The organism is Halosimplex amylolyticum (assembly GCF_051414035.1).
Classification (GTDB): Archaea; Halobacteriota; Halobacteria; order Halobacteriales; family Haloarculaceae; genus Halosimplex; species Halosimplex amylolyticum.
The window spans coordinates 1,084,894-1,104,404 of the sequence record NZ_JBLKNW010000001.1 but is presented as its reverse complement, the minus strand read 5'-3'; the positions used below and the strand labels follow the sequence as shown (position 1 = coordinate 1,104,404).

Annotated in this window: 18 protein-coding genes; 6 read left to right on the top strand and 12 right to left on the bottom strand. The window is 66.6% G+C overall.

The features are described 5' to 3' along the window. The first annotated feature begins 48 nt into the window (after positions 1-48). Complete coding sequence (locus ACMGFE_RS05260) at positions 49-624, top strand: hypothetical protein (RefSeq protein ID WP_436924026.1); 576 nt, start codon at positions 49-51, stop codon at positions 622-624. Positions 625-675: 51 nt separating this feature from the next. Then, positions 676-1,185, top strand: coding sequence for a cupin domain-containing protein (locus tag ACMGFE_RS05255; protein ID WP_436924025.1), 510 nt, complete (start codon positions 676-678; stop codon positions 1,183-1,185). Between the two features lie 333 nt (positions 1,186-1,518). Here ACMGFE_RS05255 and ACMGFE_RS05250 read toward each other — a convergent pair whose 3' ends face one another. Together ACMGFE_RS05250 and ACMGFE_RS05245 are read right to left on the bottom strand one after the other, a co-directional pair. Next, entirely contained in the window at positions 1,519-2,709 is a 1,191-nt protein-coding gene (locus tag ACMGFE_RS05250; protein ID WP_436924024.1) for a carboxylate--amine ligase, read from the bottom strand. Between the two features lie 755 nt (positions 2,710-3,464). Then, the gene (locus ACMGFE_RS05245; protein WP_436924023.1) at positions 3,465-3,854 is read right to left on the bottom strand and encodes a cupin domain-containing protein; all 390 of its coding nucleotides are present in this window, start codon (positions 3,852-3,854) and stop codon (positions 3,465-3,467) included. Positions 3,855-3,997: 143 nt separating this feature from the next. Here ACMGFE_RS05245 and ACMGFE_RS05240 point away from each other — a divergent pair, with 143 nt between their 5' ends. Beyond that, a complete protein-coding gene (locus ACMGFE_RS05240) occupies positions 3,998-5,674 on the top strand; it encodes a tRNA uridine(34) 5-carboxymethylaminomethyl modification radical SAM/GNAT enzyme Elp3 (RefSeq protein WP_436924022.1) in 1,677 nt (558 codons plus the stop codon). A gap of 33 nt (positions 5,675-5,707) precedes the next feature. Here the strand turns inward: ACMGFE_RS05240 and ACMGFE_RS05235 are convergent, their stop codons facing one another. Continuing rightward, a complete protein-coding gene (locus ACMGFE_RS05235; protein ID WP_436924021.1) occupies positions 5,708-6,601 on the bottom strand; it encodes a hypothetical protein in 894 nt (297 codons plus the stop codon). Positions 6,602-6,743: 142 nt separating this feature from the next. On the opposite strand from ACMGFE_RS05235, the gene ACMGFE_RS05230 reads away from it, so the two are divergent. From ACMGFE_RS05230 to ACMGFE_RS05220, 3 genes are all read left to right on the top strand, one after another. Continuing rightward, positions 6,744-7,433, top strand: coding sequence for an MBL fold metallo-hydrolase (locus tag ACMGFE_RS05230; RefSeq protein ID WP_436924020.1), 690 nt, complete (start codon positions 6,744-6,746; stop codon positions 7,431-7,433). A gap of 403 nt (positions 7,434-7,836) precedes the next feature. Then, a complete protein-coding gene (gene rqcH, locus ACMGFE_RS05225; protein ID WP_436924019.1) occupies positions 7,837-10,026 on the top strand; it encodes a ribosome rescue protein RqcH in 2,190 nt (729 codons plus the stop codon). A gap of 55 nt (positions 10,027-10,081) precedes the next feature. Then, on the top strand, positions 10,082-10,366 hold the full coding sequence (locus ACMGFE_RS05220; RefSeq protein ID WP_436924018.1) for a DUF7577 domain-containing protein: 285 nt from the start codon (positions 10,082-10,084) through the stop codon (positions 10,364-10,366). A gap of 90 nt (positions 10,367-10,456) precedes the next feature. Here the strand turns inward: ACMGFE_RS05220 and ACMGFE_RS05215 are convergent, their stop codons facing one another. The 9 genes from ACMGFE_RS05215 to ACMGFE_RS05175 all read right to left on the bottom strand — a co-directional run bounded on the left by ACMGFE_RS05215 (position 10,457) and on the right by ACMGFE_RS05175 (position 19,402). Beyond that, positions 10,457-10,858: a hypothetical protein gene (locus ACMGFE_RS05215; RefSeq protein ID WP_436924017.1), complete on the bottom strand. Its 402-nt coding sequence runs from the start codon at positions 10,856-10,858 to the stop codon at positions 10,457-10,459. A gap of 6 nt (positions 10,859-10,864) precedes the next feature. Beyond that, positions 10,865-12,340 (bottom strand): chymotrypsin family serine protease, encoded by a 1,476-nt coding sequence (locus tag ACMGFE_RS05210; RefSeq protein WP_436924016.1) that lies wholly within the window; start codon positions 12,338-12,340, stop codon positions 10,865-10,867. A gap of 487 nt (positions 12,341-12,827) precedes the next feature. Next, positions 12,828-13,238 carry a DUF5778 family protein gene (locus ACMGFE_RS05205; protein ID WP_436924015.1) on the bottom strand — a complete coding sequence of 137 codons (411 nt, stop codon included), beginning with the start codon at positions 13,236-13,238 and terminating at the stop codon, positions 12,828-12,830. 302 nt (positions 13,239-13,540) lie between these two features. Continuing rightward, positions 13,541-13,735 (bottom strand): cold-shock protein, encoded by a 195-nt coding sequence (locus ACMGFE_RS05200; RefSeq protein ID WP_123537499.1) that lies wholly within the window; start codon positions 13,733-13,735, stop codon positions 13,541-13,543. 2 nt (positions 13,736-13,737) lie between these two features. Further along, positions 13,738-13,932, bottom strand: a complete 195-nt coding sequence (locus ACMGFE_RS05195; RefSeq protein ID WP_123537499.1) for a cold-shock protein — start codon at positions 13,930-13,932, stop codon at positions 13,738-13,740. 2 nt (positions 13,933-13,934) lie between these two features. Further along, complete coding sequence (locus ACMGFE_RS05190) at positions 13,935-14,129, bottom strand: cold-shock protein (protein WP_006883802.1); 195 nt, start codon at positions 14,127-14,129, stop codon at positions 13,935-13,937. 82 nt (positions 14,130-14,211) lie between these two features. Then, the gene (locus ACMGFE_RS05185) at positions 14,212-17,445 is read right to left on the bottom strand and encodes an FAD-binding and (Fe-S)-binding domain-containing protein (RefSeq protein WP_436924014.1); all 3,234 of its coding nucleotides are present in this window, start codon (positions 17,443-17,445) and stop codon (positions 14,212-14,214) included. Between the two features lie 702 nt (positions 17,446-18,147). Next, positions 18,148-18,834, bottom strand: a complete 687-nt coding sequence (locus tag ACMGFE_RS05180; protein ID WP_436924013.1) for an RAD55 family ATPase — start codon at positions 18,832-18,834, stop codon at positions 18,148-18,150. Further along, a complete protein-coding gene (locus ACMGFE_RS05175) occupies positions 18,821-19,402 on the bottom strand; it encodes a HalX domain-containing protein (RefSeq protein ID WP_436924012.1) in 582 nt (193 codons plus the stop codon). The genes ACMGFE_RS05180 and ACMGFE_RS05175 overlap by 14 nt, the downstream gene beginning before the upstream one ends. Positions 19,403-19,511: the final 109 nt, after the last annotated feature.

Sequence of the window (19,511 nt, the reverse complement as noted above, 5' to 3'; positions counted from 1 at the left end):
GCCGTCCCGGTACACAAGGCACTTGTAGCGACAGTAACACGTCCGCGTATGCGCCGTCGAGCCCTCCTCGCTGCCGCGCCCGCCGCGACGCTCGTTCTCCCTGGCTGTTCGAACGTCCTCGGAGACGCCGAGACCGCCGACCCGACAGACCGACAGGCGAATCCCACGCCGAAGCCGGCGCGCCCCGCGATCCAGAACGGCTTCGAGTTCGACCACACGGAGTCGGAGTCGACGGGGGAGTCCGCTGTCGGCTCGCGAGCGGCGGCGACAGACGCGGACGCGTCGATCCCGTGGAGAGTCCTCGTGTGGAACGACGCTGCGGAGGCGCGCTCGATCACCGTGACAGTGTTCGGCGAGTCCGCCGGTCGTGCCCTCGTCGAGACGATCGGGTTCCCGGCGAACGCGTATCACACCGTCCTCCTGTTCGAACCGGACGAGTACACGATTCAGGTTCAGGCAACAGACCGCGCCCGTCACGAATATCACATCGCCGCCGGCGAGTTCGACTGTAACAGTCACACTACGGAGATCCGCGTGGCTCCGACTGGCGACGTGCAATACGTCGAGAGTAGTACGCTGGTCCTCTGCGGTCCGTTATCCACGGCAGAGTCCGAAGACGGGTGACCTGCACCGCCGACGTGTGCCGTTATTCGACTCGGCGACGAAGTCGGTTGCATGAGCGACGACGGCGACCAGAATCCGATCGTCTCCGAAACGGCCCTCGACTGGGACGAGTACGACCACGGCGACCGCGCGTTCCGCCGGAAACAGCTCGGCGCGGCGGCCGGCGGCGACGAACTGGGGACCAGTCTCTACGAACTCGACCCCGGCAAGCGGACGTGGCCGCGACACTATCACGCCGGCAACGAGGAAGCCGTCTACGTCCTCGACGGCGAGTTGACACTCTGGCTGGGGACCGGCGACGATGAGACCGAACACGCCCTCGAACCCGGAGACTACGTCGCCCTCCCGAGCGGGCCGGACCACGCCCACGAGGTCGAAGCGCGGGGCGAGGAGACTGCGCGATTCCTCGTGATCTCGACGATGAACGAACCGGACATGTCGGTGCTGGCCGAGCGCGACGTGGCGATGCTGTTCGCGGGCGGCGCGCCGGGTAACTACGACGACCGGTACATCTCGAAGACGGTCGACCTGAACGCCGAAGTCGACTACTGGGACGAGTAGCGGCCGAATCGTACGCCGCTTCACTCGAACGCGATCTACCCCGGACTCCGACGGAGCGATAGCGAACCGAGTGTCGATACCCGGTCGCCCGAAGAAAAAGACGTCGTGTCGACAGTCGATGGGCTGGGTGAGTCGATGACACCGGCGGTCGCCATCACCACCGTAGTCGTGTGGTGACGCTGTTAGCTGCCGCGGAGGTGAACGGAGTCGTCGGTAGGCGTCACTTACTTCCGTCCTGGCTGGTACGAACGGGCTGCGAGAGAGTCTGCGGCCGTCGCAGCGATACTAACTGGACTGCCGGGGGACGGCGTCTGCAAGAGGGTAGGAGTACCATTACCTCTGAAATCGAGGCACGGGGGACAGTTCAGAAACGAGGTCTACCCAATCCTGAACGAATGGCCCGGTGTCGTCGAGAGTGAGATAGTCGAAGCGCGGGTTCTCGTAGCAAGAGACGGCGATGTCCCGGAGCGTGTCGACGTACGACGGCCGTTCGACGTGCGGCGAGTCGTGCCGGAACAGACTCAGCGCGTACAGCAGTTCACCCTTCAGCCAGTGACACCCCACACCGACGTCGTAGCTCGGGTCGATCTCCTCTGCGTGGCCCGTTACCTGTTGCCAGTAGTACTTCGGGAAGTCCGCGCCCATTGCGACGCTCGAGGCGAGTGACTGCCACATCCGCGGGTTGATCTCCGCGAGCACGAACTCGCCCGTGTTCTCGTCCCGGAGATATTCCAGACAGGCGAGGCCGTGCCATTCCAGCTGATCCAGGAGGTCCGTCGCTACCGCTTCGAGTTCGGGAATCGCGACCGACTCACGGTACGCGCCGCCGGAACCGACGTACGAAGTGCCCCGGACCTGGCGGTGCTGGAAGACGACCAGCGGCTCGCCCTGATCGTAGAGCGCTCCGACCATGTACTCCTCGTCCGCCGGGACGTACTCCTGGACGATGGGGTCGTGTCCCATCTCCTCGCGCAGTCGGGCGAAATCGGGCCGGTCACCGGGGCGGACGTGCTCGATACCGTCGGGCGAATCGGCTTCCTCTGGACCGAGCCAGTCGCAGTAGGACTCGGTGAGCAGGTTGTATCGCGACTTGACGAGGAGGTCCCGCGACCAGTCGTCGACATCGGCCAGGAGCTGGGTTTCGGGGACCGGGACGTCGGCGGCCTCGGCCGCCTCGACGAGCCGGACCCGGTCGTGAACCTGTCTGAGCGTCTCCAGTGGTGGGACGGCGAGAGAGACGTGGCGCTCGAACGACGACCGATAGCGAGAGAGCACGTAGATATCGGTTTCTCGCACGGGGATTATCGTCTGGATATCCCGGCGCGACGCGACGTCGAGGAGCGCGTCCTTGTACGCCAGGAGATCGTTCTGGGGGTCGGGAACCGCTATCCTCTCGTCACAGTAGCCCGACGAACTCCCGGTCGTGGAGTCCTTCTCCGAGACGACGACAGTGTGAATCCCCGCCGATCCGAGTGAACGGAGACACGCCACAGTACTCGGGACGGTGGTTGCCGGTACGATCACCGAAGCCCCTCCAGAAGTTCCCTCTTCTTCCATCGGGTGTTCTTACCCTCGCTCACTCTATAGTAAATCACGACGTATATGCCGTAACTGGTAGGTTAAGTCGGAGAGAACGTGGACAGCAGGGACAGAGAGACACGTTTTCGACGGCAGGATCTGTAGTGGACTGGGACAACACGACTTCCCGGAAAGTGTACCGCTTCCGCTCGAACGTGCCACTCGAGTTCTGCAACGCCGGTGCCGTTCGGTAGTTCCTGGCACGATCGATCCGACCCGGGTACCAGAACCGAACGGTGATTTTCGTATGGTGATTGACGAATTACCTGTTCGTCGGACGTGTTTTTTGATCACTTGTTTCTGTCGAGTGAGTTTTCGAAGCAAGGTAAGGTAGAGTTACCATACTCGACAGTAAACGTCGAAAGCCCTCGGCACGCTCGCTCACCGGAAAACCCACTCCGTTCGTCCTCCGAGCCCTGGCTCGCTACGCTCGCCAGGACGCCAGGGACAGCACAGCACCGCGCCTCACACCACCCCGACCGATCCGCTCCCTGCAATTGCGTATCCCCCGCACGGCTTCGACGCGGCAGGGAGGCCGCCAACCTCAGAGCTAGCTCCGACGGCCAATCGGAATCGCAAGCGAGTCCGAGACGACGCCGCGCACCACCGCGATCGTTCACTCTGCGGGCGGAATACGGCGGATCGGGGAGCAGAACGTACGAATGAGAACCGTTGTGTGGCATCCTCGGGAGGAGTAGCGGTTAGTCCTTCGTCTCGGCATCGGGGTCGAACACGCCGCGGCGAAGGCCCTCCCGGACGGGGTCGTGTTCGGCGTCGGTCGGCGGCGGTGCGGTCACGAGCAGCGCCTCCAGCCGCTCGTCCTCGTCGGCTTTGACTCCCCGATCCACGTCGGCGGGGACGACGACCACGTCGCCGGGCTCCACCTCGTGGTCGATGTCGCCTTCGCGGACGACGCCCGTCCCCTCGCGGACGTGGACGGCAACGTCACTCCCGGGCGCGTGGACGGGGATAAACTGACCCGGTTCGAAGTACCCGCAGACCACCTTCATGTGGTCGCTCCGGAAGATCCCCTGCGCCGAGAACTGGTCGTCGCTGTACTCGCGTTCGGCCTCGAAGTCCGTCGCTGGCATCTGTAGTCGCTCGGACGGCCGGCGACCGAAAGCGAGTGGCCCCGAACGTGTTCACCGGTCGCGATGGCGGCCGTGGCCGTGGGTCCGGTCCCTCGCGGTAGCGACACGCTTATTCGCGACAGGGACGGATCCCAGACAACGCGATGAGCACCGAGACGCCGGACGCGACCGACGCCGAGGCGGACGAGCCCGAGGCGTTCCTGCAGGCCTGCCGGGAACTGGTCGACCGCATCCTCGCCGACGAAATCGAAAAGGACGACGTCGAGCAGGCGAAAAAGGAGGTCTGCGGGAAGTACTCCTCGCCGAAGGTCCCGCGGAACTCCGACCTGATCGATTTCGGTCCGGAGGACCGGCGCGAGGAACTCGAAGAAGTCCTCCAGCGCAAACCCGTCAGGACCGCCTCGGGCGTCTCGCCGGTGGCGATCATGACCTCGCCAGAGCGCTGTCCCCACGGGAAGTGTCTCTACTGCCCCGGTGGCCCGGATTCGGAGTTCTCTTCCTCGCAGTCGTACACGGGCCACGAGCCCGCGGCGGCACGCGGCGTGCAGAACGACTACGACCCCTACGGGCAGGTGCGCCTCCGCCTCGAACAGCTCCGGCAGATCGGCCACCCGGTCGACAAGGTCGAACTCATCCTGATGGGCGGGACGATGACCGCCCGGAGTCACGACTACCAGGAGTGGTTCGTCAAGCGCGCGCTGGAGGCGATGAACGAGTACGACCCCAGCGGCGAGCCCGAGCCCGCCGAGGACGAGAGCTTCGCGCAGGACCCCGACGAGTACGACTTCAGCTACGTCGAGGACGTGATCGCCGAGAACGAGACGGCGGACGTTCGCAACATCGCTACCACGTTCGAGACCAAGCCAGACTGGTGTGACCCCGAGCAGATCGACCGGATGCTCGACCTGGGCGCGACGAAGGTCGAAGTGGGGGTACAGACCACCTTCGAGCGGATCAACCGCGAGATGCACCGCGGCCACGGCACGCAGGACGCCATCGACGCCAACCGCCGGCTGCGCGATTCGGGATTCAAGGTCGGCTTCCACATGATGCCCGGCCAGCCCGGGATGTCCAAGGAGATGTGCCTGGAGGACTTCCGGCGCATCTTCGAAAACGCCGACTGGCGCCCGGACTTCCTGAAGATCTACCCGACGCTCGTCGTCGAGGGGACCGTCACCTACGACTGGTGGCGAAAGGACGAGTTCGAGCCCCTTTCCAACGACGAGGCCGCCGAACTCGTCGCGGAGATCAAGTCGATGATCCCCGAGTACACCCGCCTCCAGCGCGTCCAGCGTGACATCCCCGCGGACTTCATCGAGGGCGGCGTCTGGAAGTCGAACCTCCGACAGCTCGCCCGCCAGCGCATGGACGAACACGGCTGGACGTGCGACTGCATCCGCTGTCGCGAAGTCGGCCACCACGACGAGACGCCCGAGGAGATCACCCTCGATACAGACGTCTACGAGGTCGCCGGCGGTCGCGAGCACTTCATCAGCTTCGAGGACCGCGAGAAGGACGTCCTCGTCGGCTTCTGTCGCCTGCGGTTCCCGAACGACCCCGTCCGGCGTGAGCTCGAAGACGCCGCGGTCGTCCGCGAACTCCACGTCTACGGGAGCGAGGTCGGCGTCGGGCAGTCCGCCGAGGAGGGCGGTCAGCAACACCGCGGGTACGGTAAGCGACTCGTCCACGAGGCCGAACGCCTGGCCGCCGACGCGGGCTACGGCAAACTGGCCGTCCTCTCGGGCATCGGCGTCCGGCAGTACTACCGGGAGAAGCTCGGCTACAGGCAGGACGGCCCGTACGTGTCGAAGCGGCTGTGATCGCGAGCGGTCGAGACTGCTGGCGGCGATCCGCTACTCCTCGTCCACGTAACTTCCGTAGTCGACTTCGGCCCAGTAGAGCCGTCCGTCGTAGCGGACGACGTAGGACCCGTCGTACTCGGTTTCCTCGACGGGTTCGTGGGCGCGGAAGCGGTCGACGAGCGAGTCGAACGCCTCGTTGTCGCTATCCTCTACCCAGTAGGAGTCGTCGATTGACTTGTTGACGATCTCCCGTTCTCCCCCGGAGAGCCCGGAGAGTTCGAACTCGTAGCGGTCGCGGAGCGACTCGGCGTACGCCTCGCGGCTCCCGGCGACCTCGCTCGCCTCGTACCGGTAGACGGTCAGCGTCTCCTGTTCGGCCCGTGCGTCGATCGGGTAGACCTCCCCCTCGTATCTGACCGCGTCGTACTCCTGCGTGGGGGCCAGCACCGACGACTCGCCGTCGTCTTCGGTGTAGATGGAACTCACGCCGATGTCGTATCCCGGTTCGAGGATCGCGTCGGACCGGTCTTGCGAGAGCGCGAACTCTAGTGCCCCCCTGTCGACGGCCGGCAAGTCTTCGTAATCCACGACGGTGCCGTCGACCGACGAGGCGTTGTAGTCGATCCGGATCTCGACGTCGTAGCCCGGTGCAGTCCCGTTCTCGGCGTAGTCGAGCGCGTAGAACCGCCCGTCGTGACGGAAGGGTAGCCGCTCCTCAACTGGCGGGCGGTCGCCGATCGCTGTGGCGGTACCGGTCTCGATCGCTCGTTGCACCACGTTTTCGTCGCTGTCCGGCGGCGCGCCGGTAGGTACGGGATGGCTCGCTTCCTCGGCGAGCGCGCTGTCGTTGACGGGAGTCAGCGAGAGCGATCCCTCCGCCGAACACCCGCTCAATCCCGCGAGGAGGGCGACGAGTGCCAGAGCGAAGACCGTCCTGTGCCTCATATCGCAAAGTTGCGGAAGCGACATGAATGTCTTGTGCAGACCCGAATCGGGATTTGACTCTCGGGAGGCGATCGGCCAACGAGTCCCGAAACCGGTCGCGGCCAGTACCGTTTTCCCGCTCGATCGATAATTAGGGACGTACATGCCGACGCGACTCGCGGAGGGGGTGTGGATGCTGGATCTCGGGTTGTTCCCACCGCTGTCGACCAACGGGTACCTCGTCGACGACGGGACGGTCACGCTGATCGACCCGGGGCTGTTCTGGAACCGCCCGTCGCTCGGGTCGGAGCTGAACGAGATTGGCTACGAGGTCGCGGACATCGACCGCGTCTTCCTCACGCACTACGACCTGGACCACACCGGCGGTCTGCGCGCCCTCGACGCAGACTTCGACGGACCGGTCTACATCGGTGCCGCCGACCTGGCGCTCGCCCGCCGGGAACAGCACCCGAAACTGGTCCACCACAAGGGACTGTTCCACAGAGCCGCGCGGCGGTTGTTCCCCCTCCCGGACCACATGGATCTCCGCGGCGTCGAAGACGGCGAGCAGATCGACCGCTTCACTGCGTTCCACACGCCGGGGCACAACCCAGGGCACACGGTGTTCGTCCACGACTCAGGCGTCGCGTTCCTCGGCGACCTCGTCTGGGAGAGCGACGGGCGGCTGACCCCGCCTATCTGGTTCGACTCCTACGATATGCGAGAGATCGACGAGAGCATTCGCCGACTCGGCGAGCGGATCCCACCGTTCGAGGTCGCCGCGGTCGCCCACGGGACGCCGCTGATCAGAGACGGCCGGACCAAGCTTCTGGAATGTGCGGCCCGTCTCTGACCTCGTCTCTGGGGCGCGCCTTTCGAGCAGATCGCTGCCGTGCTTCGTTCAAGACGAGATGCGTACTGAGCACTGGCAATCGCGCGAGCGGTGCGAGGTGCGTCCGCAAGGAGCGCCTCGATGCGAATAGCGCGGGAGCGAAGCGAACGAGGACACCCGACGATGAAAAAGATGGCTGTGCCGGGCATACGCCGAGCGAAGCGAGGCCTTTCACCGGTCGCGACCGAAGGGAGCGACCGGCCTTTTTCACCCATGTTTTTGGCTAGCGAGGGACCGAAGGTCCCTCGGACCATGCGAACGGGCGGCGAAGCCGCCCGTGAGCAGACGGGGGGTCGGCTGTGGCGACCCCCGAGCGAAAAAGATGGTGCGACAGGCCTTTGCTCCCGAGGGCGGACGAACGTGTATGGACAGAAAGCGGGAACTGACGAGCGTCGACCTCGCGGCGCTCGCCGGTGAACTCTCGGTCTACGAGGGCGCGGGGGTCGGCAAGGTGTATCTCTACCCCGACGCGGACCTGCTGCGGTTCCGGATGCGCCACTACGACCACGGTCGCACCGAGTTGCTCGTGGAAGTCGGGGAGAACAAGCGGGTCAACGTCGCCGACCCGGACCACGTCCCCGAGGCGCCCGAGCGGCCGCCGAACTTCGCGATGATGCTGCGGAATCGAATGCAGGGCGCCGAACTCACCGACGTCTCGCAGTACGAGTTCGACCGCATCCTCGAACTCACGTTCGAGCGCGACGAGGAGACGACGCGCGTGGTCGCCGAGCTGTTCGGCGACGGCAACGTCGCTATCCTCGACGGGACCGGCGAGGTGATCGATTGCCTGGAGACGGTCAGGCTGAAGTCGCGGACCGTCGCGCCCGGCGCGCAGTACGAGTTCCCGAGCGCGAGGTTCAACCCGCTCGGGGTCGACTACGACGCCTTCGCGGCGCGGATGCGCGACTCGGACTCCGACCTCGTGCGGACGCTGGCGACGCAACTCAACTTCGGCGGCCTCTACGGCGAGGAACTCTGCACGCTCGCAGGCGTCGACTACAACGTCCCCATCGAGGAAGCGACCGACGAACAATTGCACGCGCTCTACGACGCGATGCGGCGGCTGGCCGACCGGCTGGCGGACAGCGACCTCGATCCGCGCGTCTACTACGAACTCTCGAACCCCGACGCGGATGACCCGACCGACGACGAGGGGGAGATCGAGGGTCGCCGGGTCGACGTGACGCCGATCCCGCTGGCGGAGTACGACCAGCGCTACGGCGAGCCCTTCGAGTCGTTCAACGAGGCGCTCGACGACTACTTCACGTACGCCAGCGACGAGGGCGACGACTCGGGCGGCGAGAGCGCCGGCGGCGGCCGTCAGCGACCGGACTTCGAGTCGGAGATCGAGAAACACAAGCGGATCATCCAGCAGCAGAAAGGCGCGATCGAGGACTTCGAGGCCCAGGCCGACCGCGAGCGCGAGAACGCCGAGGCGCTCTACGCCAACTACGACCTGGTCGACGACATCCTCTCGACGATCCGCGAGGCCCGGGCGGCCGACCACTCCTGGGACGACATCGAGGAGCGCTTCGCCGAGGGGGCCGAGCAGGGCATCTCAGCCGCCGAGGCGGTCGTCTCGCTCGACGGGAGCGAGGGGACCGTGACGGTCGAGATCGACGGCGAGCGAGTCACGCTGGACGCGAACGAGGGCGTCGAGAAGAACGCCGACCGGTTGTACACGGAGGCCAAGCGCATCGAGGGCAAGAAGGAAGGCGCCGAGGAAGCTATCGCGCAGACTCGCGAGGAACTGGAGGAGATCGAGGCGCGGCGCGACGAGTGGGAGGCCGCCGACGCGGGCGAGGACGGCGGCGCGGGAGGGGACGGCGAATCGGACGACGAGGACGAAGACGAGGAGGTCGACTGGCTGTCCGAGCCGTCGATCCCGGTCCGTCAGTCCGAACACTGGTACGAGGACTTCCGGTGGTTCCACACGAGCGACGGCTTCCTCGTCATCGGTGGCCGCGACGCCGAGGACAACGAGGACCTGGTCAAGAAGTACCTCGACCGCGGCGACCGGTTCTTCCACGCACAGGCTCACGGCGGCCCGGCGACCATCCTGAAAGCCACCGGACCGAGTGAGTCCTACGACGGCGACGTCGACATCCCGGAGTCGAGCAAGCGCGAGGCCGCGCAGTTCGCCGTCTCGTACTCCTCGGTCTGGAAGGACGGCAAGTTCGCCGGGGACGTCTACGAGGTGAGCCCGGACCAGGTGTCGAAGACCCCCGAGAGCGGCGAGTTCCTGGAGAAAGGCGGGTTCGCCATCCGCGGCGACCGCACGTACTACGAGAACACGGAGGTCGGCGTCGCGGTCGGGATCACCTGCGAGCCCGAGACGCGAGTCATCGGCGGGCCGCCGAGCGCTATCGAGCCCGCGACGGAGACGGCGATCCGCGTCGAACCCGGCCGCTACGCGCAAAACGACATCGGAAAGCGCCTCTATCGGGAGTTCAAGAAGCGGTTCGCAGACGACTCGTTCCTCCGGAAGATCGCCAGTCCCGACCAGATCCAGGAATTCCTCCCCCCGGGCGGCAGCCGGATGAGCGACGACTGACTGGACGCGACGCTATCCTCCGAAACATATTTGGCGAGCAGTGCTAACGTCAACCATGGTCTCGGAGGTGCTGTGGCTCCTCGGACTGGTGGTCCTCATCTTCCTGCCGGGACTGTGTTTCGTCGCGCTCTTCCGACTGATCGATTACGTCGCGCACGACGAACTGATCGCGCGCGTCGAAAACGGCGAGATGCAGTCTGGGTGCCGTACCGGTTCGGGGTCCGAGCTGTCAGACGGTAGTTCCGGAGCGACGAGCGGAGACAGCGTGCGCTGCCCGTCCTGCGGCGCCGAGAACTGGGGTGACGCGACCTACTGCGGCAACTGTCTCACCGAGATCTGAGACCGGATCGTCCGCCGCTCGCGTCGCCCGTGGGCGGGGTCCCGCTCGGCACGGCGAAAAAACGGCGCGGAGGGGCCGTCGCGGCCCCGGTCAGACCTCGTTCCCGAGGAAGACGTCACTCCGGTCGGGAACGGCCCGGCGGGACGGCATCAGCGGGTACGTCCGGCCGCGGATGGGCGGCGCGCGAGCGTCTGCGGGCGCGGCCATCGGTCCGCCGGCCCCCGACGCCTCCGCCATCGACGTGTCCGCCGTGGACGCGCCGGGCGCCCTGTCGGCAGCCTGGGGATCGACCGTGATCGTCGGGAGATTCTCCGGATTGAATCCGGTCGCACCGGCGGCAGCCTGCCCGGCCGAGAGGCGATCGCCCGAGAGCGAGGCGAGATCCCCCTCGTCGTTCGCCCGCGAGCGCTCGTCTGCCCGCGAGCGCTCGTCTCGGCTGCTGTGCACCGATACGTCCTCGCCGTGTTCGTCGATAGTGATGGTGACTCGCATCGGCGGTCACTTCCAGTGGTAGACGTATCGAGCGCGGAATCGCGTCGCGACGTCGGCGATGTTCTTGACGTTGATGTAGTAGAACAGCCGCCCGTTCGAGTCCATCTTGACGGAGTGGACCGAACTCTGGATGCGGCCCTCGGGGTTGAGCGGGTCCACGTAGTAGTCGACGGAGTAGCGCGGGTCCCACGGTCCGGACCACCAGAGCTGGTACTGGCCGGGGTCCAGCGATCCGCTGAAGTGGTCCTTGGGATCGCTGATGCCCTGGACCGCGGCCTGCTGCGACGGTGCGGCCGTCGTCTCCTGACCGATTGGGCGGCCGGTCGTCGAGCCCCCGAGTTGTTCGCCGACCGAGCCACCGGGACGGGGCGGCTGGGTCTGCCCCGCGGACGGGCCGGCGCCGATAGCGCCGCCCGGAGCGGACTCTTGGCCCTGTTGGGCCGTGATCGGTTCGAGCATCCCGTGTTCGTCCTGGACGGTTCCCATCGGAATGCCGAGGGTGATCTTCGGGCTTCCCGCGAACAGGAGGTCCGTGCCGTAAAACCCGTCGGGTCGGAGCGTCCCGATGACGCTCCCGCTGTCGCCACCGCTGCTCATCGCCCCGAAGACGTCGAGTCCCTCGAACTCGAGCGGCTCCGAGAACGGGTGGCCGTAGTTGATCTCCGCTCGGAGGTCGCGAGCGATCAGTTCGCCGCTCGTCACGCCGGTCGTCCGACCGCTCTTGACGTGGACCTCGCCGTATCGCGCGTTCGCCCAGCCGTTGAGGTCCGGGATCCCGAGGACGTCGTTCTCGACGAGGTCCCCCTCGATTCGGACGAGGGCGCTGTCGGTCCGGTTGATCTCGTCCTCGCTCAGCTCCGACCACTCGAGGAGTTCGCCGATCGCGTCGTCGGGCGACGTTCCGCCGTCGTGACGGCCCGGCTGGAGAATGGTATCACCGGCCGACGACCGGTTCGCTGGCGCCGCGACGTGCGCGTTCGTCAGAAAGACCGTCTCGTCGTCGCTCGTGTAGAGCGGCGAGGTACCGAGCGTCCCCGCCGTGACGTCGGGATGCCCGATCGACACGCCGCCGGACGCTGGTCGCCACCTGTCCATGCGTGTCTGGGCCGGACCGACCTCGCCGACGAACTCCTGCCGGTCGGGGCGCTGGATCGGCTGTCGCATCCCGCCCTCGCTCGGCTGTTGGGTCACCGGGTCGTCCGGCGCGTACTGCTGGGCGAGAGCGTAGAACTCACCGCCCGCGTCCACTACGTCGGTCTGTACCGTCTCCTCGTCCACGTCGACGGTCTCCGGGACCAGGTCGTCGTCGGCCAGTTCCGACTTCGGAAGCTTCCGTCGCACGACCACCACGACGGCCTCCTCGTCGAGGACGTCGCCATCAGTCCGCTTCGGTCCGCGCCCCACCGCCAGCACGTTCGGCTTCGCTAACAGTTCGTCCTCAGTTTCCGGCGAGATGTCGCCGCTGAAGGTCTTTACTTGCATCTGTTGCCTGCCTCCCCCCTGGAAGGGCGTTCGAACCGACGGCGAGCGGTCCGATAAATCGGTAGTACTGTTCGAAGTATGAGAATTTGGCCGCTATCAGTATCTCGGATGTCCACTCGCAAAGGTATTACGAGACTATACGTTCGACCGCTGGCCGTCGAGACGCAGTGCCGGGGGCCGGTACCGTTCGGCTACCGATCGAAAGGCCCGTCGAATTGTCCGCCGGACGGCGATTTCAATCGAACCCGCGGACGGCCGGCGTTTATCCCGGTCGGTCGCGCGTGCCACGTTCTGGGAGAAAGCGTAGCAACGCCTGGGAATGCTAGCTGGATACGAACGGAAAACGCGCCAGTCCGTGACGCTGCCGAGACGTCCGTGACGCTGCAGCCACGCCCCCGGACCCGCCGAGGCGACTGCCGACGGCCCGCCGCGGCTGGCCAGTGGCGGTGGCGGCACGTGACTGCTCGGTCGACAACGGGGTGCCCGATCAGTCGGGGCGAACGCCGACGACGTCGTAGCCGGCCTCGCGGACGGTCTCGACGAGTCCGTCCTGGTCGACGTCGGCCTCGTAGTAGAACACGACGTCGAAGGTGCCCTCGCGGAGGAGCTGCTGGCACTCCCAGACGAACTCGTCGCCGTCGAGGGTGAGCCCCTGGTGCTGGTTGACGCCGAACTCCGGGTCGTCGTTGCCGGAGTAGACGTACGTGTCGGTCGGTTCGATACCGGCGTGCTCGGCGATGTAGTTGCCGATCTCCAGGGTCGCCTCGTGGAGCGTCGGCTCCTGGTCGCCCGAGATGTCGGTGTGGACGATCAGGCCGACCAGTTCGATCTCGCCGGGTTCGAGGAGTGCCTGCGCGCGCTGGTACAGGTCCGTGTCGACGGCGTCGGCGTCGCTCATTGCTCGGAAGTGCGAGCCGCTGGCTCTTGTGTCCCACGGTCTGGAGTCGCCAAAATTGCCGCGAACGCGCCCGCTCGCCGAAGATATTCGGGACCGCTCCGAGAGACCCGGGACCGCTCCGAGAGACCCGGGACCGCTCCGAGAGACCCGGGACCGCTCCGAGAGACCCGGGACCGCTCCGAGAGACCCGGGACCGCTCCGAGAGACCCGGGACCGCTCGGGGTCGACGGCAAGACCGTGCCGTCGCTGGTCGTGGAAAACGGACGTGCCGCGGATGCGGCAGAATCCGTCGTCGAGTCGCCTTACAGGCGCTCGAGGTTCGTCGCGCGCGGGCCTTTGTCGGCCTGCTCGATGTCGAACTCGACTTCCTGCCCCTCCTCGAGGTCAGGACCGCCGACGTCCTCCATGTGGAAGAACACGTCTTCGTCGGCGTCGTCGGTATCGATGAAGCCGTACCCGCCCGTGTCGTTGAAGAAGTCGACTTTGCCTTTGGCCATCGTTAGAGGCGCTCCAGGTTGGTGGCACGCGGACCCTTGTCCGCCTGCTCGATGTCGAACTCGACTTCCTGCCCCTCTTCGAGGTCGGGGCCGCCGACGTCTTCCATGTGGAAGAAGACGTCTTCGTCCGCGTCGTCGGTGTCGATGAAGCCGTACCCGCCGGTGTCGTTGAAGAAGTCGACCTTACCTTTCGCCATGGTTAGAGTCGCTCCAGGTTCTCGGCGCGCGGGCCTTTGTCTGCCTGAACGATGTCGAACTCGACTTCCTGCCCCTCCTCGAGGTCAGGACCGCCGATGTCCTCCATGTGGAAGAACACGTCCTCGTCGGCGTCGTCAGTGTCGATGAAACCGTAACCGCCAGTGTCGTTGAAGAAGTCTACCGTACCGGTCGCCATTGCGTTTGGAGAGAGGTGATGCCCCTATTAAAACCTGGCGGGACAACGTGGTGGTTGGTAACACACCACACACAGAGAGTCGTCACATCGCACCATCCGGCTGGTCCGCGAGGGCGTCGGCGAGCCGTTCGACCGGATGCGGCGGTCGGTCTTCCGACTCGACGCCGTCCCGGTCGCCGAGTTGCGATCGGCAGGAAGCGCCGGGAGCGACAACCGTCTCGCCCGGGCTCTCGTCGACCTGGTCGAAGAGTATCCGTCCGATCGCGCGGCTCATCGAGTAGTGTTCGGCCTCGTAGCCGAAGCTCCCGGCCATGCCGCAACACCCCGAATCGAGCGCGTCGACCGCGAAGCCGGCGCGGCGGAGTACGCCGACGGCGTGGTGGTCCTTCTTGGTCGCCTTCTGGTGGCAGTGCCCGTGATAGGTGATCGTCTCCGCGGGCGCGTCGAACTCGATGAACTCGCCGAGGCGGTTGCGGTCGACGTACTCGCAGACGCCGTAGGCGTTCGCGGCGACCGTCTCGACCGCTTCGCCCGAGAGGAGGTCGAGGTAGTCGTGCTGGAACATCACGGCGTCGGAGGGCTCGACGACGACCAGGTCCCAGCCGTCGGCCAGGCGGGGGGCGAGCGCCTCGACGTTCCGCTCCGCGCGCTCGCGGGACGTGTCGAGAAATCCCTTCGAGTGCGCGGCGCGTCCGCTGGCGGTCACGTCGTCCGGAACGTCGACGTGGACGCCCGCGGCTTCCAGGACGCGCACCGCCGCTTTCCCCGCATCAGGGTGGCTGTAGTTGGTGTAGGTGTCGGGGAAGACCAGCGCCTTCCGCTCGGCTTCGTTCTCTGGAACGGCCGCCTCGCGGCCGGCGAACCAGTCGACGAAGGACTCCCGCTCGAACGTCGGGAGCCGGCGCTCGCGCGCGATGCCGAGCAGGCGTTCGGCGACGAGGCCGCTCCCCGGGAGCTTCTGGAGCCAGTTCGAGACGGGCGCGGTCGCGCTCCCGAGGGCGCTCAGCGTGTCGACGTTGGCGAACAGCCGCTCGCGTATCGACGTGCCCTGGTCCTCGTGGTGGGCGTGTTCGACCTCCGCCTTGAGCTTCGCCATGTCGACCTCGCTCGGGCAGTCCCTGGCACAGCCCTTGCAGCCGATGCACAGGTCCATCACTTCGCTCACGAACTCCTCGTCCGTCGGGTCGTCGGGGAGGTCGCCACTCATCGCCTGCCTAAGCATGTTCGCTCTGCCGCGGGTCGCCGTGACCTCCTCGTCGGCCGCGCGGTAGGTCGGGCACATCACGCCGCCGGTGGTCTCCTGGCCGCCGCGACAGCCGCCGCAGCCGTGGCAGAGCTCGACCATCCCCTGCATCCCGTTGTCGTTGTCCCACTCCAGCGTCGGCTCGAAGGTCGCGTCGAACGCGTACTCGGGGTCGAACCGCAGGTTCTCCGTCATGTCGACCGTGCGGGCGCGCTCGGGCGCCTCGCCGGCCGCGACCGCCGCGGCGTCGACGCCGACAACCTGCCCGGGATTCAACAGCCAGTCCGGGTCGAACGTCGCCTTCAGGTCACGGAAGCGGTCCCAGACCTCTTCGCCGTACAGCTTCCGGTTCCACTGAGTGCGCGCGCGGCCGTCGCCGTGTTCGCCGGAGACGCTCCCGCCGTACTCGACGACGAGATCCGTCACCTCGTCGGCGATCGATTCCATCGTCTCGACGCCCTCGACCGTCTTCGTGTTGATCAGCGGGCGGATGTGCAGACAGCCGGGCCCCGCGTGCGCGTAGAAGCTCGCGTAGGTGTCGTGGGCTTCGAGGACGGCCTGGAAGTCCGCGACGAACTCGGGGAGGTTCTCGGGCGGGACGGCCGTGTCCTCGATGAAACTACCGTGTTTGTCGTCGGTGGTCCGCGAGAGCAGGATGGGCAGGCCGCTCTTGCGGAGCTTCCAGAACCGCGCGCGCTCGGCGGCCCCGTGAGCCTCGCGGGCACCGAACGCTCTGATCGGGGCCTCGGTCGTCTCGGCGGCGTCTTCCGCGGGTTCGACCTCGGTCGCCGCGCGTCCGGCGTCCGCGTCGACCGCGTCGACGGCCGTTCCGCTCCCGCCCGTCTCGCCCAGTCGGTCGGCGATCAGGTCGGCCACGCGCTGTTTCCCCTCCTCGTCGGACTCGGCGTAGAACTCGACGAGGAGGACAGAGCCGGTCCCCTCGGGGAGGACGGAGTCGACGAGGTCCCCGAACTCCTCGGTCTCCTCGGCGAGGTCCAGGAGGACGCCGTCGAGCACCTCGACGGCCGCGGGGTCGTGTTCGAGGATCGGCTGGACGTCTTCGAGCGCTTCGAGCAGCGTCTCGTAGGTCAGAAGCGCCAGCCCCTTCGTCTCGGGGACCGGTTCGAGCGAGACGGTCGCCTCGGTGACGATGGCCAGGGTGCCCTCGCTCCCGGCGAGCAGGCGGGCGACGTTGACGGTGGCGTGTTCGCCGTCTTCGCTCTGGGCGTCCAGCGCCTCCCGGGCCTCGGCGACGAACGCGTCGAGGTTGTACCCCGAGACGTTGCGCTTCAGTTCGGGGAACGCCGCCTCGACGCTCTCTATCTCCTCGTCGACGATCCGCGCGAGTTCGGCGTAGATGCGGGCTTCGAGGTCGCAGTCCTCGCTCGCGGCTTCGCCGCTCGCACTGTCTGCGGCGCTCGGCGCCGCGCTATCTGCCCGGTCTCGCAGTTCGGCCAGCGTCACCTCGCCGAAGCGCGTGACCGTCCCGTCGGCGAGCACGACCTCGCACTCCTCGACGTAGGCGTCGGTCTTCCCGTACTGCAGCGAGTGGGCGCCGGTCGAGTTGTTGCCGATGGCACCGCCGAGCGCGGACTTGTCGCCCCACGCCGGATCGGGCGCGAACTTCAGCCCGTGGGGTGCCAGTTCAGCGTTCAATTCGCCGAGGATGGCCCCGGGTTCGGCACTGGCGAGTCGCTCGTCGGGGTCGACCGTCAGCACTGCGTCCATGTGTCGCGTGAAGTCGAGGACGACGGCCTCGTTGACGGCCTGGCCCGCCAGCGACGTGCCGCCGCCCCGGGGGAGGACCGGGATCGACCGCTCGGCGCAGTAGGAGACGACGGCGGCCACGTCGGCAGTCGACTGCGGATAGACCACGCCGACGGGCGTCACCTCGTAGTAGCTCGCGTCGGTCGCGTAGAGCTGTCGCGAGTAGTCGTCGAACCGGACCTCGCCCGCGACCCTGTCCCGGAGGTCGGCGACCAGTCCCGGTCGCGCCACCGCGTCGGCCGCGTAGTCGTAGTCCGCCCGCGGGTCCCGCGCGGGGTCGGACTCCGGCCGGTCGCTCGTTCCCATGGCCGACGCCTACGCGTCTCCCCGGATTAAAGCCCTGCTTTCGCTGGGCGAGGGTGAAACGGACGGACGGAATGGGCGGTCGCGGCGACCGCCGCCCGCCCGAAGCAGAATGCGGGATCGCACTACTCGGGGCCGAGTAGCGTGTCCGATGACAGCACCACAGAGTGCAGTGTGGCGTTGGTGGCTGGCAGTGGTTAGTTCGCGGACGATACCTCACGGCCTGTTCCGGGTCCAGGCGCCCGGAGCGGTACTCGTTCGTGTCCAGTCGGGCGCTCGCACGCCCGAACTTCGCAGTAGACGATCGGCGAGATTGACGGATAAACGTTGTCCATAAGGGAAGTTTAAGATGATAGTATCGATTGTACGTCCGGGATCAACTCTGATTATTGTACGGTAAGGGGTGATCCCAATACGCCTCGAACGGATCGCGGACCGCGGCTGAGAGCGGCGGCTGGAACGTGGACTGCCGGGGATCGGGTGGTCGGGGACCGGGAGGTGAGGGCCGGGGACGGGGTTGCCGGGAACTTGGACTGTCGGGGACTGGGGAATCAAGGACTGAGTGATCGGGGACTCGATGATCGGGGACCGGGCACGGGGAGCGTTCGGAGAACTGGGACGGAGTCGGCGACGGAAGGAGCGGACAGGAACGGGCGAAACAGAACGTGCGGACAGAGACGGACGACGCGGAGCGGTGCGGTCGGATCAGAACTCGCGCCACTCGGTAGGCTGGCCGGCGAGACCCAGGACGCGGGCCTCGCGGCGGCCGTCTTCCTCGCGGATCTCGATCATGCCGTCGAAGGCCTGTTTGATGACCTGCAGTGTCTGGTCGTCGTGCGCGCTCGAATCGATCGTGAACAGCCCGAGGTACCCGGCCGAGTCGAACCGCGAGGAGAGGACGTGGCAGAACTTGAAGACGGTCTTTCGATCGGTGTAGGTGAGCATCGTGGACAGCGATGTGAGCGCGAAGCGGCCGCTCTCGGCGCCGTTGTTGTGGAGGTACTCCAGGCACTCGGTGATCCCGATGCCGATGCCGGTGAGGTCGCCGGGCGAGGAGACGTGGTAGACGTAACTCCCCGAGGCGGTGGCTTCGCCGCGACGGCTACCGTCCCCGCGGCAGTCGACGACGCTGACGGTCGAGGGGTCGGCGTCGGGGACGCGGCCGAGGAAGTCTTCGAGGACGTCCTCGGCCCGGTCGCCGGTCGTGACGACGAGGGTGCCCTGTCCATCCGCGGCGCCGTCGGCGAGCACCGACAGCGCGAGGTCCTCCTTGCCGCTCATCGCGGGGCCGGAGACGAGGATGTTCGATCCCGGGCGGACCGATTCGAGGGCCTCGAACTCCAGCACGTCGGTCAGGTCGTAGGCCGTCCCGGAGTCGCTACTCCTCGCCATCGCTCAACCCCCGTAGCGTCGCGATGAAGTCCTCGTCCCCTTCGATGCCGCCGAGCGCGTCCCCCAGGTCGTCTCGGAGCCCGTCGATCCGTTCCTGCAACTGAGCGTACTCCTCGTTGTCGGCGAGTTCGGCGCTGCTCTTGGTCGCCTCCAGCGTCGCCTGCGTCTCGACCAGCGAGTAGTACTCCTGGAGCAGGTCGTCGTACTCGGAGCGCTCCAGCAGGTTCTCCACCGTGTCGTGGAGTTGTTCGCTTCGAATGGGCTTGCAGAGGTAGGCGTCGAAACCCATCTCGAGGATGTCGAAGTCCGGTTCGACCGCGGTGACCATCGCGACTCGGCACTCCAGACCTCTGTCGCGGATGCGCTGTAACACCTCGTCGCCCGAGAGACCGGGCATCATCCGGTCCAAGAGCACCACGTCCACGTCGTCGTCAAGTTCCGCCAGCCCCTCGTCCCCACTCTGGGCCATTCTGACCTCGTACTCGTCGGCGAGCCAAAGGTTGTACGTCTCCGCGACGTCGGGCTCGTCCTCGACGATGAGTACGACTGGCGTGTCCGATCCTTTCATCTGCTCTCTACGGCGTCGTTGTTGTTCATCACACATAGCCCTGTGGGTCCTCGCCCCGGCCGAGACGCCAGAGAGCGTCCGGTTTTCGGCGGATACGCGGCCTGACGAA